The sequence below is a fragment of the Legionella sp. ST3F1 genome, from assembly GCF_048553315.1.
Classification (GTDB): domain Bacteria; phylum Pseudomonadota; class Gammaproteobacteria; order Legionellales; family Legionellaceae; genus Tatlockia; species Tatlockia donaldsonii.
In genome coordinates this window covers 34,099-49,035 of record NZ_JBLZIO010000001.1, presented here as the reverse complement: position 1 = coordinate 49,035, position 14,937 = coordinate 34,099, and the positions used below count along the sequence as shown (strand labels likewise).

The window sequence follows — 14,937 nt, the reverse complement described above, 5'->3', positions numbered from 1 at the left end:
TATGCGTCTTTCTGATGAGAAGCTACAGTCTTTTATCCGTTTAAATCATTTTAATCCTAATGCCGATTGGGCACCGGACAATCCAGTTTTACATTTCCTGCTCGCTAATGAACGATTTATTGATGTAGCACGGTTGTTTAGCTTAATGCCTAAACGTATTGACCCTAATCTTTGTGATGGTTCCCGATACGGTAAAAAATCCCTCCTCATCCTGTTGACGCTATTGCCATCAAGCGGGTTATTAATACATAAATTTATTGATGTCTATAAAGAGGATCTACGCGTTAATTATCAGGATGACAAAGGCAGAACCGCACTTCACTATGCTGTCATCCTTGGCCGTGCAGACGTGGCTAGCCGTCTTATAGAACTTGGTGCATCTACCCAAATTCGCGATAAGGATGGTTTGTCTCCCATCGATTATTTGTACTGTACAGAAAAAACGATTTGCTCTACTTTAAAAATTGTTGATATAGAGCCTGCACGAGATACAAAGGCTTTAAGAAACTCGCTCACTGATCATTACGGTCGCCCTTTAATGATACAAGGCGCTTATTCTACTCAGTGTAAAAGTACAGTCGAGCGCCTTAAGGGAGGCAAACAAGTTTTAATTCAATATATAAAAGGTAATCCACCAGCTTGGTCGACTTTTATTGGTGATGACTCTTCGGCAACTTATGCTGACCTGCTCTCTTTTGCCAAAGAAATTGCTAAAAGAAAACACTTACCCTTGTCAGATATTTTTATCAATCAAAAGCTAGATAGTAATGAACAGCAAGAGTTTAGAGAAATGTTAGTGGCTTTTAGTCACGAATTTTCTGGGCAATCCGTTCTTGAGCAATGTATTAGCGGTCAGGAAAAAACAGAGCAGGCAATAAAAAATGCAATGGAAGCGGAGTATTCTCCAATAATGGAGGAATGTGGCAGTAGGATTTCGTACTAAGATTTCATCAGCAGGGTAGAAACGATGAATTACCGAAAAAAATTAAGTCATGTCAATGCGTTTAGAGTTTATGCTATGGTTTTTTTAATTCTTTATGACCGGCATTATTTTTTTAGTCTGTGTTATCGTAAAGGCGCTGGGCTATCCACAACCTTTGTGCCTTTTTATTTTAACGCAAGTTGTTTGTATTTAGCCGTCTTTACTATTTTCCTTAGCGGATTGCTTTTATTATTACTCACCGCTTTGCTGTTTGGTATTTATCGCTTCTTTAGCAAGAAAAACACACCACCCTTGTTAGTAAATCTTTTGATAATTATCTTAATAACCTGGCTCTTACACCTTCTAAGCCCCTTTTCTTTAGTCACTTAGCACTCTATTAATTTGGTGTTAACATGCCTGCGCCTTCTTCATCGAGCGCTATTAATGCCTCTATGCTCTGTTTATAGAGTTTTTCCTGGGAAAATAGGCTGCGGTAAAGTGGTTTTAGACCACCACTGAAAACATCGGTAGCTTTTTGAAAAAAAACTCTTTCCTGCCAGCAGGGTGAATTGTAATAGCAAATTTCCATGGCTTTAACGATCACCTGCTTGTCACCATAGCTAAAAACAGTCTTATCTTTCATTTGCTCCTCCAGAACGGCAATAATTTGGTAGCGATTCATTAATTTTTGCTGTTTGGTGGTTGGTTCGATGAGTAATACCATTTCCCCCGCGGAGGAGAAGAGGACTCCTTCTTTTTCAAGTTTGTCTTGTAAATGATCTCTAAAAGCGGCAAGAGCTTCTTTGACCATTTGGGCTTGTTTTCTTCGTTGTATCAAGGGGCAGAAAAAATGAACTTTTTCTTTCGCAAGTTGTTGGCCTAGTTGCTCAAGCTCTTTTTCTAAATTAGCAAAACGCTGGTTACTCATTGTTTCTATCTCTTTAGCCAAGTCTACTTCAGCCAAAGATTGGCTTATAATGTCTATCCATTTTCTGGAGTGATCAGCATTTCTTGTTATTAATCTGGAAAAAACAGAGTCATCTTGAAGAAAAAATTTCAGTTGTTCGGCATTATCAATGGTCGTTGCTGCAGTAACTTCTTCCAGTTCCTCATCTTCTTTAACCGCCAAAACAAGACTGGCTAAAGATAGAAAGGTCATTAGGGTGTAGCCCTTTTCACCATTTACAAGATAGCGGTGGTATTGCAGGTAATTGTATATAAAATTAATGGCTGGAATGTCATTCTTATTAATATCTGTTTGGCTTAATTCATAAATTCCCAATGGTACCAGTTCATCGGCACCGATGAGCTCTTTTTTCATTGACTGATATTTTTGGCTAACAAAGGCAGCCAACTCCAGAGCTTTGAAATAACAACCAGCTCTTAAGGCATCAACATAATCTTGTGCATGGCTCATAGTGGTCGTCGTTATAGAAGATAAAGGTTGAATTAGTATATTTGGAAAACAATTTAAATTGCAAAAGAACAAATCGTTTGTTTCGTCCCAATTTACATCAATAAGGGCGAGTCATAAAAATTTATTTGGCTTAAGAATTGGGAACCGGTAGGATCGATCTATTTCTGATTAACGGAGATTAGTTTAGATGTCTCTAAAAAGAAACTTTCTACGTGTGTCATTCTGTCTACTTGTTTCGTTATTGTTTTTAAAATCAATGGGTTACTCCAATTCACCCACCGAGAGGAAAAAGATGTCGCAGCAATTTGTCGATCTAGCAGACGATTATGAAAAGAGCTTATTCGATTATTCACCGGAATTAGGCCTCTTCTGGGGAAAAACCAATGTAGCACAAGATCGTTTTATGGATGCGTCTATAGAGGCTTACAACCAATGGATGCAAAAAGAAGACGATTTCTTATTAGCTCTTTATAGAATAGATGAAAAGGCATTGCAGGGGTCATCGCAATACCTAACTTATCTCCTTCTAAAAGAGACACTGGAAGCGAGAAAAGCAAGTCGAATTTGTAGAGAAGAGCTTTGGGATATTAATCCAAGTTTTGGTTGGCATAATAAAATGGCTATTGTAGCTGAGAAACAACCCGTTGGAACCCCGGAATATCGCCAATTTGCTCTTACCCGCTGGCAGACTTTTGATAAAGTGGTCGATAATCAAATCGACAATTTAAAATTGGGATTGAGTCTTGGCTACACTGCGCCAAAGCCTGCTGTAACGAGAGTACTAGCACAACTTAAAATAGTACTGAATAGTCCCATTGACGCATCCCCTTATTTTGATTTTGCTCGGCGGGATGGTGATGAAGCGTTTAAAACGCAAGTTACCCTTTTAATTCAAACAGTTATAAATCCTGCTATTAAAAAATATGTGGATTATCTGGAGAAGGACTATCTGCCTAAAGCCAGACATGAAATAGGTGTTATGGCATTACCAGCAGGCTCGGCATGCTACCCAGCTAAAATCAAACAAGAAACTACCCTGGGGCTGTCGCCTGATGAAATTCATGCATTGGGTTTGCAAGCAATACAAAAACTATCCGGAGAGGTTGGTGAAATTGGTATGAAAAAATATGGTACTGACAATATGACCGTAATTTTTCAGCGTGCAAAAGAAGAGTCGGAGAATTATTTTTCTACGGAACAAGATATCTTGGATTATAACGTTGCCGCGTTGGAACGGGCCAAAGCGAAAGTGTCTAATTGGTTTGACCTTAGGCCAAAAACGGAAGGTATTCTGCGACCTTATCCTGCACATCGAGCAAAAACAGGTGCTTCTGGTGAATACCATCCGCCTAATGAAGAAGGTACGGAGCCCGGTGTTTTTTATATTAATACCTATGAGCCTGAAAAACGTAGTCGTATCGATCAAGAGGCAACTCTGTTTCATGAATTAATACCAGGTCATCATTTTCAAATAGCCCTGCTTTATGAAAACAAAACGATACCTACGCTAAACCGGTATTTGTTTAATGCTGGTTTTGGTGAGGGTTGGGCGTTGTATGTCGAACGCCTGGCTGATGAAATGCAGTTATATCAGGATGATATTTCTCGTTTGGGAATGTTGTCGAATGAAACCCTAAGAGCAGCACGCCTCGTGGTTGATACAGGCATACATGCCTTTCATTGGAGTCGAGCAAAAGCAGTGGCTTATTTAAAACAGCATACAGCACTCAGCGAAAACATTATTGAGGGCGAGGTTGATCGCTATATTATGATGCCAGGGCAGGCTACTGCTTATATGCTGGGGAAATATGAAATAGAAAGTTTGCGTCAATTAGCCAAAGAACAATTGGGAAGTCGTTTTGATATACGCCAATTTCACAATCAAGTGTTAAAAAATGGTGTCGTCAGTTTACCTTTATTGAGAACGCAAATTGAGAGTTGGTTGGAAAAGCAAAAAAGGAGTTAACCCCCAAGGCCAATGGTCTGAAGCTTGAGTATGATTGCACCCGTTGCTATCAAGGTGTCAGCGGGTTGTTATTGTCAGTTTCGATGTTGGGATTATCTCTGGCGTTAGTGGTTTACAGGCAGTGAGCGCTTCTCTCATCATTTCTATTGCTGTTCTGTGAATCTCGTTATTGAGTGTGACAGAGCCTACTGTACAATGTTTTGTTAAGCTAACAAAAAAGCGATCTTCACATACTGCGACCCGCAATGATTTATCTCGCAGCACAGGTTGTTTGTTTTTTCGTTTTTCTTCTTGTTCTGCGACTTTATTATTATAACAAACAACCGTTTTATCTAAGTCAGTCTGATATTTTTTAAGTGTCTTGGAAAACTCACTGAAAATCGCTACTTCCTTGTCTTTTTCGAGGCCATAGCCAATGGCTTTTTCAAGATATTGTTTCCCTTTATCACAATACCTTTGCTTATCTTTTTTTTCGCTTGCTTCAATCAGGCAGCAGATTGCTTTAAGATAATATCCTTGAGCCCCCAATACATAGTGAATTGCCATGGCATTAGCTTTCAGGATAGGCTCAAGTGTTTTAAGAAAAAGGTTCAATTTAGTAACCCCTTCTTGATAAACAGGGTTATCTTTTTCAGCAAGGAATTGAGCAAATAATAGATTAATTTCAGCCAGCAAAACGAAGATATTTATTTTGCCAGGTGAGCTCTCCGCTTCTGGAGTAAAGAAAGCATCTTTTTGCTTCCTCTTTTCACTATGGGGGGTATTATCCACTGCTTTATCTGTTTTATTCCCACGCATAATAAGAGTCCTTTAATCTAATCTTAGCGAATAAGTGGTTTTTCCAAAGTAAATGGCTCATTGAATCATCATTTCAGGCTGCTGGGGTACAACCTGCAGTCGGTGGATCCGAACCATGGTAATCAATGCTCCAATAGAGTGCTAGCTCAATTGCTTGATTTTTAGTGTTGTAATTGGAACACAGCTCCCTCGTCTAAAGTAAGTCAACGCCGAAAATAAAGTAGCCTGATGCAAAGGAATAACTCTTCATGGTTAATATTTGGTTAATGTTTGCTAAGTATAATCAGAATTTTTTTTAACTGGCAATCGTGTAATGGCGTTTTCGATCACAAAATTAGTTTCCTTGGCTGCTGAATTAGAAATAGATTTTGGTGTCGGCCCCTGTCTGGGCTTTGATGCTGTTTTAGCAATGGCTTACCTGAGTGATCAACACGATGCATGGAGTAGCCTGTTAGACAGGATTGGCCGTTATGAGGCGATGACAAGTCTTGCCGCCCATATTAATGAAGCTCGGTTACGAGTCGGTCTGGGCAAAGGTAAAGATGGCGATAAGAAATTGCTTTCAATTTATAATTTTTTAGTGTCTATTGCGAAAATCAACTCACTGCAGTTTCAGGTTTTCCAATCTTCGTTTAGGTATCAGGAATATCACCAAGAGAAGTTGGTATTTACGCATCAAACACAAGAAAAAGGCGGTTTAAGAAGTCAGGAGGAAAATCTTGTTATGCAGAAAAGGGAAGCAGAAAGACTATTCTCCAATTTGCAACAGTTCGCTAAAGACTCTCCGCAAATTTGTTTTTGCATAGAATCGCATGATCATGACATTTTTCTTTGTTATAACACGTCTACAGGACTTTGGCAGTTAACAGATATCAATGATTTTGAAGAAGAAACTAACGACTATTATCTAGAGTATACTCGGGAAGAGCTTACTGAAGCAGTGTTTGCTTGCTTTAATGATGAGGAAACCAGTTTAATGAAGATTAAGCTAATTGGCCCATCTGCGATTTTTACTACGACTTTTCTTTCTAGTTTTAAGTGTTGTCTGGGTAATTTAGGCGATATGGATGAAGTGAGGGCCCAAATGATTAATGCAGATGGGGTTGGGTTACTCTATATGGAAGCCTTTTATGGGAATCTCGACAAGGTAAAACACTTACTTTCCTTGGGGGCCAACCCTGGTCAAACCTCCGTATCGAAGGGTTTTGATCCGGCCTATGTTGCCTGTGAAAATGGCCATATTGACATTGTTAAGGCGTTATTGAGCACTGGTCAACGGGATATTAATCAGCAAACCAACGATGGAACCACCTTATTACTACTTGCTTGTTACAATAAGCATTGGCACATCGTTCATTATTTACTTTCCTACGAGGGGATTAATGTTAATTGGGCAAATAAGGACGGCCTAACCGCGCTACACCTGTTAATTATTAATGAGCAAACAGAACTTTGTAAGTTGCTTCTTGAATTGGGGGCAGATAAGAATGTACTGGCGCCAGAAATGGGAACACCTCTCGACGTAGCCGAAGTTATCAATAATCAGCAAATAACGGCGCTTCTTACTGGGCAAGAGTCTATTGGCGACAGAAATCTGTTGGATACTCCGGGGACTTCTATTGCTTCCAATATAGGTGGTGAATTACTTGCCACTATTAAGGCTGATAGAAATAGCCAACACTTAATGGGTACAGTTTAGAATAAATATTATTCAAAAAGGTTGTTAATGGCGCATTAGATCTTATATAATGCAATTTGATTTTTAAGAGGTTTACAATGGCAAATTTTTGGCAATATCGCGCTACCCAACGATTCTTTTATGGCAATAAGGAACAGGGCGGCGGTTACGCATCATTAGAATCTACTCTGAGTGACTGGAACCGAGAACTTCGAGCTGGCGACGGTACTCAAATTTTAATCAATGGAAGGACCTTAGCTGATTTAAGACAGGGAAAGGGGGAGTTTCAGACTCTGGAAGAATTGCGTGCTTTTTTTGAGACGGAATTGTTCTCAAAAGCAATGCCAGCAGAAAGAGAGATGTTGTCTAATCATGCTTTGTCCCATTTTCATCAAGGCGGACTTCTTTTTGCTAGTCACCATTGTTTGGTGAATGCGCAATTAAAGAAAAATACACAGATTAAATTCCCTAATGAAGTATCTAAGGTAAACATTGTACCAATTAACGGTGGTGTTTCTATTATCGCCGATCATACTTATCCAACAGTAATGGTAGGGAGCAAAAAAAATACGACGTCTACTTCCTATCATGCACACATTCATTGTGAAATGAGCTTTACCACCAAAGGCATTCATGTGCAGGATTTAACGATCGATTGTCCAAATAGTCAGGCTGCCAAAATAATTGACCCCAGGACTATAAGAGAATTGTTACAACACATTATCAACAAAATCTCGCAGGCAATATGGTCTAATGAAGATCTTCCCCAACCTGCAGAACTTAATGTAGATGATTTGGATGAGGCAAAGGCTGTTATGAGTTTTGCATCGAGAGGTGCAAATAGCTAAATTGCCTGGTTGAGTCTGACGGGGCGCAGTTTGTCATTGTTGCTGATCTACCTTGGCTCACCTGCATGCCGTGCTTACGCACAGCATGCAGGTCACGGCTTTCAAATTTAATTGGCAATTCTGCCTTCTAATAAATCCGGAAATCAATCATCCTGCTAATTTTCAAAATTGCGTATTAAGAATAATAGGCGGTTTATAGCCACCCAATAATTCTTCAAGTCGCTCGGCAACTGCCAGAGCAGTCGTATCTTTCCACCGATTTGCAGCGATTTGGATTCCAATGGGTAATCCCGTAGCTGATGTGCCGCATCGTAGGCTGACCGTTGGGCATCGGCTCAGATTATGGGTCATCGCATAGGAGAAATCGCTGATTTCTTTGATCCCGATACCATGTGGTTTGGCTACTTTCGGAAACACTGGACTGATTAATACATCATACTTGTTCATGAAAGAAAAAAGTTCGCTACGAAATAAGTCAATTTCTCTCATGCGATGGTAGAGTTGAGTCATTGAAAATTGACAGTTTTCTGCCTGGCGGAGAAATTCTCTTAGTTCCCAGGAAAGGGTTTCAATACCCAGTTGATGTAACATTTGCTTAAATCCTGCTCCCTGATCCCCGCCAAGAAAAAGATTCCAATGCAGCGCAAATGATTGACTGACACAGTCCGGGCGTTCTTCAACAACGATAGCAACCTCATCCTGCAAGGCTAAAGCGGCCGCTTTAACAACCTGTTGTATTTCCTGTTCGACGGGAGTAAAACCATTTTCGGTGAAATAGGCAACCCGCAGTTTTTTTAGTGGGGGTGCTGGTTCAATCGGGACAGGTACTGTATAAGGGTCAAACTGATCAGGACCTGCAAGCACTGACAAACCCAAGCGGAGATCATTGACGGAACGAGCCATTGGACCATATGTGAGCATAGAACCAATGAGGCCTGGCGAATCTCCTCCGACAGTACCTGTGGATGGGAGATGTCCATGAGTGGGTTTTAAGGCAACAATCCCACAACAATGCGCCGGTTGGACAAGACTGCCTCCACCATCTGAGCCTATTGCAAAAGGTACACCGCCTGCAGCAATTAACGCGGCAGAACCACCACTACTTCCACCACAAGTTTTATCCAGATCATAGGGATTATTAGTCCGCCCGTAGATTAAATTGTCTGAATCCCCACCGCGACACATTTCTGGAACATTGGTTAATCCAATAACAATGGCGCCTTCTGCCTTTAATCGCGCGACAAGCGTTGCATCCTGCTGAGCCTTTCCTGCTTTATAAAAACCAGGGCTGCCAGAAGAGCAAATTAAGCCGTCCACCTTTAAGGCATCTTTGATTGCAACGGGGAGACCTGTCAATTTTTTTAATGATTTTTTAGCAGCAATTGCCTTGTCGACATAGACTGCCTGCTGCAAACACTCCTCGGGAGTAAAACGCTGGGTTAAGGCATTAACAACAGGGTTAATTTTTTCGATTTGTTCTAAATGCGCTAGCATCACTTCTTTGGCAGAAAGCGCTTTTTTCTGTATATGCCGAATTATTTCTAATGCTGTCAGTTGGTGGATGTTATCCATTTCATATAATCCCTACTAGCACATTGAATAGATTTGCCCTGTTAACGGCTAAAGTAAAAAAAATTAAATTTAATACCATTTTGAATGCACACGAATTACAAATAACATACAAGAGTTAGCATTGAAAAGATTTCATTCTTGTTATTAGCAAAATAAGATAAAATTTTTTACCACTCAATTAACAAGGTGGGATTGATGATGGAACAGTTCGCAATGCATTGTTATGTTTCTGGTAAAGTTCAGGGCGTGTGGTTCCGAGCTTCTACGAAAAATGAGGCTGACCGGTTGGGACTTAAAGGATGGGTACGTAATTTAAGTGATGGGCGAGTAGAGGTTTTTGCTTGTGGTAATGAAAACCAACTAGAACTCTTTTACGCCTGGCTGCAGCAGGGTCCGCGATTTGCTGTCGTCAGTGAGTGCACGCGAGAAGATTTGCCCTGGGAGGATCGCCAGGGATTTGAGATTTTGAGGTGATTGCACAAGGGTAGGCTATTCTGAAATATATCTCGATAATTAAAAAGGAGTGGTCATGTCTGCAAGACAGCAAGAATACAACACACCGTTAAATATTTATTTGCACCTGCTTCGTAATACTTCTATCGGTCTTATGCTTATCGCCGCGGCCCTCTTTACTGGTATGCTGGGCTATCATGTCTTTGAACAAATGTCTTGGATTGATTCCTTCCTCAATGCTTCAATGATTCTGTCAGGAATGGGGCCAGCAGCAACGCTCACCACGTCCGCAGGCAAACTCTTTGCTGGTTTATACGCCTTATTCAGCGGTCTCGCTTTTATTGCTATCGTCGTTATTATGCTTTCACCAGTCATCCACAAATTTTTTCGTAAAATTCATTTGGAGAGTGGCCGGTATAAGGATTGATAGAAATTTCCCCTTGTAAAAATCCAATTATTATTGAGAGGCTATTAGCCGAGTAAATACCGTATTAATACGGTATTCAGTAAGTCAGCTGTTGATTATAATTAGCACTTTAGTTATTAGCCAAAAATGAAGTAAATAAAGGTATTTTTATGGGGAAAATATTAGCAGAATTACAACGCCATCCTACCTTGCTTTATACAGAAGAATTAAAAAATTTATGCAAGCCTCTTGAGTCCATTGATATTACTACTTTTTCTCATGTCAGAGTTTATAATGATCAGCGCTTAACAGTATTATGTAATCATCCCGATTTCATGATCAATTATGCCAAGAGAAAATATTATGATGCTGATCCCTGCATTAACATTAAACCGGAAACGATTGATTTCGGCCAATATTTAGTATGGGATGCGGTTGAGTGCTATGGTAAAACAGCGGCGATGATGCAAGATGCAGCTGATTTTGATTTCAAACATATATTTACTATTATAAAAAGTCAAACTGAATTCACTGATTTTTATCATTTTGGAACGCATCTTTTAAATCAATCCATTAATCAAATCTATATTAATAATCTTGATTTACTTACGCGTTTCATTTCCTTTTTTGATAAGCAAGTAAATCAAGAAAGAGAGCTGGCAAGGGCTTATAAAATTGTGTTTAATCCCGATAAAGAGAAAGCCTGTGTGTCAGTTGATCCTAGCAATTTCATTGTAAATAAGCATAAAAAGAGAAACGCCTTTTTAAAAGCCCTAGCGATATCAGATAATAAAAAATTAACAGCAAAGGATAAAATCTGTGCTGATTTGCTTATTCAGGGAAAAACAGTAAAAGAAATAGCACAATTAACGGAACGCTCCTGTCGTACTATTGAAGATAGAGTTGATTCATTAAAATATAAATTTAATGCTAAGAATAGAACAGAATTAGTTGTTAAACTATTGGCTGAATTTTATTAGGCCTGTTTATATTTTCACTATCTAGGCCGAAAAGCCAGCGAAATGTCAACAGACCTGGTCGTCATGTGTTAACTAGAGAAAACGATGAATTTAACAATTAACCCAATTAAAGAAGACGAGTTATCTGTCTTAATGCTGGAAGAAGCTGCTAAAGAGGGATGGCTATACAGTTCATATGATGTAGATTGTTATTTTAATTATCCACTTAATCGAATTTATGCGATTAACGTCGATGATGAGTTGGCTGGCTGTGTACTCTTACATGAAAGTTTGAGCCGGGTACAAGGAAGGCCGCTGCGTTCAGCAGGCTTTTTTTTGGTAAAAGAAAAGTACCGTGGTCAAAGAGTTGTCGGTCCGCTATTATGGCAGAATGCCATTACAGCTTCTATTTCTAGAGAGATGCTGGTTTGTTTTCATGCGGTACCTCGCGCAGTTAATTTTTATGAGCGCTTAGGTTTTCTAAGAACATCGCTAGTCAATATTTTTTATTCTCTTCAGCTCAAACAAATTAACAAGGCTCAATTAGCGACAATTATTCCGCTTATTGAAAATGGAGTACTTAAAAGGATTGTCTCATTTCAAGAGATTGATGGTTATACAGAAACATTATTTAATGGTGCAAGTGGGGCGGGTTTTTTTGATTTCATTCACCACTGGGTTTCCCGTCCTGATGCAATGATTCTTGCCTATTATGAACAGGGAGTTGTTAAAGGCTATGGCGTTTTAACAGTCTGTAAACAGAGTCGTAAGAAAGATGAAAACTCATTATGTTACCGCGTGTCACCTCTTTATGCTGATTCCATTGAAATAGCAGATTCTTTATTAAAAGCCCTGATCTATTATACTTGGCAAAACAAGGTAGACCGTATTGAATTAAACTCATTGGCCAGCTTGGGTACGGCATTTGCACACAAGCTCGCCGACCTTGGATTTATCGCCAGTGGTATGAATTATGTGGTAGCCAACCATAGTCATCTAATTGACAGCAAAGCAGCAATTTTAGACAAAATTTTTACGAGTTTGCCGCTTGAATACCCACATGAAGTAACAGGTGGGTTTGACTAGAGTTGTTTTTATGTCGGATTATAGTGAAGAGATTAGCCGAGGCATTTAGGCATTGGAGGCCGGTCAACACGCCTGAACAAGCAATAGGAATATAAGGAAATTTCATGTCGAATTCATCTGCCAAGATAGTCCGTTTTCACGCACTTGGGGGGCCAGAAGTACTAAAGATAGAAGAGGTCCCACTACCAGAACCAGGCGAAGGAGAGGTGCGCCTACGTGTTCACGCGATTGGTTTAAACCGCGCTGAGATCATGTTTCGTACGGGAAACTATTTGATACAACCCGATTTGCCTTCCAAGATCGGTTATGAAGCATCGGGTGTAGTCGAAGCGGTTGGTCCTCATGGGGATAAAAAGAGGATTGGTCAGGTATATAGTACGGTACCGTGTTTTAATCTTGGTAAATATGGGGTATATGGAGAGGTAGCAATAGTACCCACTTTTTCACTTGCAAAGTACCCAAAGAAACTGTCCTATGAGGAAGGAGCTTCTATTTGGATGCAGTACCTGACCGCATATGGGGCTTTAATTCATTATGGGAAACTTGCCCAGAATGATTTCGTTTTGATTACGGCTGCAAGCAGTAGTGTAGGCCTGGCTGCCATACAAATTGCACATGCCCAGAAGGCAATCAGTATTGTAACGACGCGAACAACTAAGAAAAAAGCAGAATTATTAGCCTTAGGCGCCGATCATGTTATTGTCACAAACGACGAGAATCTACCTGCCCGTATCAAAGAAATCACCAATGGGAAAGGCGTGAAGATAGTTTTCGATCCTATAGCTGGTAAGGGTGTTGAACTACTGGCAGAGACAATCGCTCCAGGCGGAATCCTTTTTGTTTATGGGAATTTGTCGATGGAGCCAATGACTCCATTTCCACTTTTGACAGCATTAAACAAAGGCATTTCAATGCGGGGTTATACCCTCTTTGAAATTGTTAGCTTACCCGAAGTTCGTGCCAAAGCTGAAAAATATATTTTTGACCATTTAGAAGATGGCTCGTTTGAGCCCCAAATTGCTCGAACCTTTACTCTAGAGCAGATTGCAGAAGCGCATCGTTATATGGAGTCAAATGAACAAATTGGTAAGATTATAGTCAGTCCTTAATCAAAGGCCTGCTTTTATGCATTCAGCTTCTTGAAGAGCTGCTGCAAATTCCTCGTCAATTTCTTCTATCTCTTCTGCGCTTCGATCGGTTAGATCGATGTCCAGATCTTTTTCAAGATCCTGAACAGGAATTCTATTTTGCAGGTTGGCAAAGAAACCTTGTCTATTGATTACGTCATAAACGGTGTTCTTTACAAGTGTTTGATAGTTCTCAAATTGCTCATGCTCTGAATTTTGAGTCGCTACAGTCGCTTCGATAACCTGATCGACTTTTTCATTAAGTTCTATGTCTTCACTAAAAAGCAATTCGGGAAGTGCCTCATACTGTTCTTGCGAAAGTTGTTTTTCAAGCAGTTCGACCAGGATGTCTGCGTGGCTATGCTCCAGATAATCGGAATCTGCTATTGTTCGGTACGCGTTAATTACCCGAGTGCCGCAATCAAAATCATTGAATTGATCTTCAGTAGAGTACACCAATAATTCATTATAATTGTCTTTGCCAATCAATTTATCGAGCAAAGCAGTGCTGTGTTTCAGCATTCCTTTTTGTCTGATTGAAAGTGCTGCTTCATCGTCTATAAAAGGTTGTTCGTCTTGTATCGACCAGACGTCTTCCTCGCCTTCTTTTTCTTTTAGTAAATAAAACCAATGTCCATCATAGTTAACCGGTAAAAATACTTTCTTTCCTTCTCTGGCAGCTCGCTCTATCAAGGCTTTTACCTGCTCTTCCTGGTCTGTAGACATTTCCAGGAGTGAAAAGGGGGCTGAGACTAAAACGTCCTCAGAAATAAAATCAGGATCTTCCAAGAGGTCGGTCATATCTTTTATAGTGAGTAAGGTTTGCGCAGAAACCTCCCCTCTTTTTTGGTATTGATCAGCGATGCTTAGATAAGCCTGATCATGTAGAGTAACTAAAACCAAGGTTGCTTTTTTTACCTCTATGTCAAAGGTCTGTTTCCAGGTTAGGAATTCCTGATCCCATACGACATTGGCTTCTTCTAACTTTTCGTATTGTGCCATAAGCTTTAGTAAGCGGCTTAAAAGCCCACTGGCTTTCATAACATTTAATGCAGCCATATTGTATAACGGAATATCATTTTCGGTGCAAAGGGCAATGATAGCTTCTTTTTTTGCTGCCCACTGGTCTTCTTCTTGCTCAATAACCAACTGGCTTAAAAAGTCATATTCGTCGCGCAATTTACCTTGTTCTGCAAGTGATAAAGCCATAATCGTTGCCTCAATAAAAGTTGGTTTACACCATTTGTGTAACATGATATCACAATGAAATTAAGTAAAGATTAATTCTAAATTTAAAGGATTAAGAAGATGATTACAGTGTTTGCTACAGTGACGGCCAAAGATGGCAGTGAATCAAAGGTAAAAGAAGCATTATTAGCGTTGGTGAACCCCACGCGCCAAGAGTCAGGCTGCATTGAATATCATTTCTACCAGGGGCAAGATAATCCTTGCGAATTTGTCTGCTTCGAAGAATGGGAAAGTAGAAGTCATCTTGATCGGCATATGCAAACTAACCATCTTCGAGCCTGTCTAGCCAAAATAGAAGTCTGGCTGGGAAAACCTGTCAGCATGATTATTAGCGATAAAATCTCAGCGTAATTACTTTATTTTTAGAGTAGTTTGAATAAAAAAGAGCGCGCACACGCCGGTACGCCACCTGCAGACTAGCCTGGGCAATGATCTGAAAAGGAGGCTAATGCCGGAT

The 14,937-nt window shown here is 40.0% G+C and carries 15 protein-coding genes; 11 read left to right on the top strand and 4 right to left on the bottom strand.

Features of this window, described 5'->3' with window-relative positions:
* Position 1 precedes the first annotated feature (1 nt).
* Entirely contained in the window at positions 2-943 is a 942-nt protein-coding gene (locus tag ACN4Z1_RS00240) for an ankyrin repeat domain-containing protein (RefSeq protein ID WP_419387971.1), read from the top strand.
* 24 nt (positions 944-967) lie between these two features.
* A complete protein-coding gene (locus ACN4Z1_RS00235; RefSeq protein WP_228363697.1) occupies positions 968-1,312 on the top strand; it encodes a hypothetical protein in 345 nt (114 codons plus the stop codon).
* Between the two features lie 7 nt (positions 1,313-1,319).
* Here ACN4Z1_RS00235 and ACN4Z1_RS00230 read toward each other — a convergent pair whose 3' ends face one another.
* Positions 1,320-2,339 carry a hypothetical protein gene (locus ACN4Z1_RS00230; protein WP_228363698.1) on the bottom strand — a complete coding sequence of 340 codons (1,020 nt, stop codon included), beginning with the start codon at positions 2,337-2,339 and terminating at the stop codon, positions 1,320-1,322.
* 292 nt (positions 2,340-2,631) lie between these two features.
* Between ACN4Z1_RS00230 and ACN4Z1_RS00225 the strand changes: the two genes are divergently transcribed.
* The gene (locus tag ACN4Z1_RS00225; RefSeq protein WP_228363699.1) at positions 2,632-4,305 is read left to right on the top strand and encodes a DUF885 domain-containing protein; all 1,674 of its coding nucleotides are present in this window, start codon (positions 2,632-2,634) and stop codon (positions 4,303-4,305) included.
* 57 nt (positions 4,306-4,362) lie between these two features.
* Here ACN4Z1_RS00225 and ACN4Z1_RS00220 read toward each other — a convergent pair whose 3' ends face one another.
* Complete coding sequence (locus tag ACN4Z1_RS00220; protein ID WP_228363700.1) at positions 4,363-5,103, bottom strand: hypothetical protein; 741 nt, start codon at positions 5,101-5,103, stop codon at positions 4,363-4,365.
* A 313-nt stretch (positions 5,104-5,416) separates the two neighbouring features.
* Between ACN4Z1_RS00220 and ACN4Z1_RS00215 the strand changes: the two genes are divergently transcribed.
* Both ACN4Z1_RS00215 and ACN4Z1_RS00210 read left to right on the top strand, forming a co-directional pair.
* The gene (locus tag ACN4Z1_RS00215; protein WP_228363701.1) at positions 5,417-6,802 is read left to right on the top strand and encodes an ankyrin repeat domain-containing protein; all 1,386 of its coding nucleotides are present in this window, start codon (positions 5,417-5,419) and stop codon (positions 6,800-6,802) included.
* A 77-nt stretch (positions 6,803-6,879) separates the two neighbouring features.
* On the top strand, positions 6,880-7,629 hold the full coding sequence (locus ACN4Z1_RS00210; RefSeq protein WP_228363702.1) for a hypothetical protein: 750 nt from the start codon (positions 6,880-6,882) through the stop codon (positions 7,627-7,629).
* 162 nt (positions 7,630-7,791) lie between these two features.
* On the opposite strand, the gene ACN4Z1_RS00205 is transcribed toward ACN4Z1_RS00210, so the two are convergent.
* Positions 7,792-9,201, bottom strand: a complete 1,410-nt coding sequence (locus ACN4Z1_RS00205; RefSeq protein ID WP_228363703.1) for an amidase — start codon at positions 9,199-9,201, stop codon at positions 7,792-7,794.
* Between the two features lie 195 nt (positions 9,202-9,396).
* On the opposite strand from ACN4Z1_RS00205, the gene ACN4Z1_RS00200 reads away from it, so the two are divergent.
* From ACN4Z1_RS00200 to ACN4Z1_RS00180, 5 genes are all read left to right on the top strand, one after another.
* Positions 9,397-9,675 (top strand): acylphosphatase, encoded by a 279-nt coding sequence (locus ACN4Z1_RS00200; RefSeq protein ID WP_181879297.1) that lies wholly within the window; start codon positions 9,397-9,399, stop codon positions 9,673-9,675.
* A 55-nt stretch (positions 9,676-9,730) separates the two neighbouring features.
* Positions 9,731-10,081: a hypothetical protein gene (locus tag ACN4Z1_RS00195; RefSeq protein ID WP_115220188.1), complete on the top strand. Its 351-nt coding sequence runs from the start codon at positions 9,731-9,733 to the stop codon at positions 10,079-10,081.
* 149 nt (positions 10,082-10,230) lie between these two features.
* Positions 10,231-11,040, top strand: coding sequence for a helix-turn-helix transcriptional regulator (locus ACN4Z1_RS00190; RefSeq protein ID WP_228363704.1), 810 nt, complete (start codon positions 10,231-10,233; stop codon positions 11,038-11,040).
* 84 nt (positions 11,041-11,124) lie between these two features.
* Entirely contained in the window at positions 11,125-12,105 is a 981-nt protein-coding gene (locus ACN4Z1_RS00185; protein WP_228363705.1) for a GNAT family N-acetyltransferase, read from the top strand.
* Between the two features lie 104 nt (positions 12,106-12,209).
* Positions 12,210-13,214: a zinc-dependent alcohol dehydrogenase family protein gene (locus ACN4Z1_RS00180; RefSeq protein WP_228363706.1), complete on the top strand. Its 1,005-nt coding sequence runs from the start codon at positions 12,210-12,212 to the stop codon at positions 13,212-13,214.
* Here the strand turns inward: ACN4Z1_RS00180 and ACN4Z1_RS00175 are convergent, their stop codons facing one another.
* Positions 13,215-14,486, bottom strand: a complete 1,272-nt coding sequence (locus ACN4Z1_RS00175) for a hypothetical protein (protein ID WP_228363707.1) — start codon at positions 14,484-14,486, stop codon at positions 13,215-13,217. It abuts the gene before it with no gap.
* A 54-nt stretch (positions 14,487-14,540) separates the two neighbouring features.
* Here ACN4Z1_RS00175 and ACN4Z1_RS00170 point away from each other — a divergent pair, with 54 nt between their 5' ends.
* A complete protein-coding gene (locus ACN4Z1_RS00170) occupies positions 14,541-14,831 on the top strand; it encodes a putative quinol monooxygenase (RefSeq protein ID WP_228363708.1) in 291 nt (96 codons plus the stop codon).
* The last annotated feature ends 106 nt before the right edge of the window (positions 14,832-14,937 follow it).

Excerpts from the sequence above, each read along its gene's own strand:
- ACN4Z1_RS00240 (WP_419387971.1), top strand. The coding sequence starts at position 2 with ATGCGTCTTTCTGATGAGAAGCTACAGTCTTTTATCCGTTTAAATCAT.
- ACN4Z1_RS00235 (WP_228363697.1), top strand. The coding sequence starts at position 968 with ATGAATTACCGAAAAAAATTAAGTCATGTCAATGCGTTTAGAGTTTAT.
- ACN4Z1_RS00230 (WP_228363698.1), bottom strand. The coding sequence starts at position 2,339 with ATGAGCCATGCACAAGATTATGTTGATGCCTTAAGAGCTGGTTGTTAT.
- ACN4Z1_RS00225 (WP_228363699.1), top strand. The coding sequence starts at position 2,632 with ATGTCGCAGCAATTTGTCGATCTAGCAGACGATTATGAAAAGAGCTTA.
- ACN4Z1_RS00220 (WP_228363700.1), bottom strand. The coding sequence starts at position 5,103 with ATGCGTGGGAATAAAACAGATAAAGCAGTGGATAATACCCCCCATAGT.
- ACN4Z1_RS00215 (WP_228363701.1), top strand. The coding sequence starts at position 5,417 with ATGGCGTTTTCGATCACAAAATTAGTTTCCTTGGCTGCTGAATTAGAA.
- ACN4Z1_RS00210 (WP_228363702.1), top strand. The coding sequence starts at position 6,880 with ATGGCAAATTTTTGGCAATATCGCGCTACCCAACGATTCTTTTATGGC.
- ACN4Z1_RS00205 (WP_228363703.1), bottom strand. The coding sequence starts at position 9,201 with ATGGATAACATCCACCAACTGACAGCATTAGAAATAATTCGGCATATA.
- ACN4Z1_RS00200 (WP_181879297.1), top strand. The coding sequence starts at position 9,397 with ATGATGGAACAGTTCGCAATGCATTGTTATGTTTCTGGTAAAGTTCAG.
- ACN4Z1_RS00195 (WP_115220188.1), top strand. The coding sequence starts at position 9,731 with ATGTCTGCAAGACAGCAAGAATACAACACACCGTTAAATATTTATTTG.
- ACN4Z1_RS00190 (WP_228363704.1), top strand. The coding sequence starts at position 10,231 with ATGGGGAAAATATTAGCAGAATTACAACGCCATCCTACCTTGCTTTAT.
- ACN4Z1_RS00185 (WP_228363705.1), top strand. The coding sequence starts at position 11,125 with ATGAATTTAACAATTAACCCAATTAAAGAAGACGAGTTATCTGTCTTA.
- ACN4Z1_RS00180 (WP_228363706.1), top strand. The coding sequence starts at position 12,210 with ATGTCGAATTCATCTGCCAAGATAGTCCGTTTTCACGCACTTGGGGGG.
- ACN4Z1_RS00175 (WP_228363707.1), bottom strand. The coding sequence starts at position 14,486 with ATGTTACACAAATGGTGTAAACCAACTTTTATTGAGGCAACGATTATG.
- ACN4Z1_RS00170 (WP_228363708.1), top strand. The coding sequence starts at position 14,541 with ATGATTACAGTGTTTGCTACAGTGACGGCCAAAGATGGCAGTGAATCA.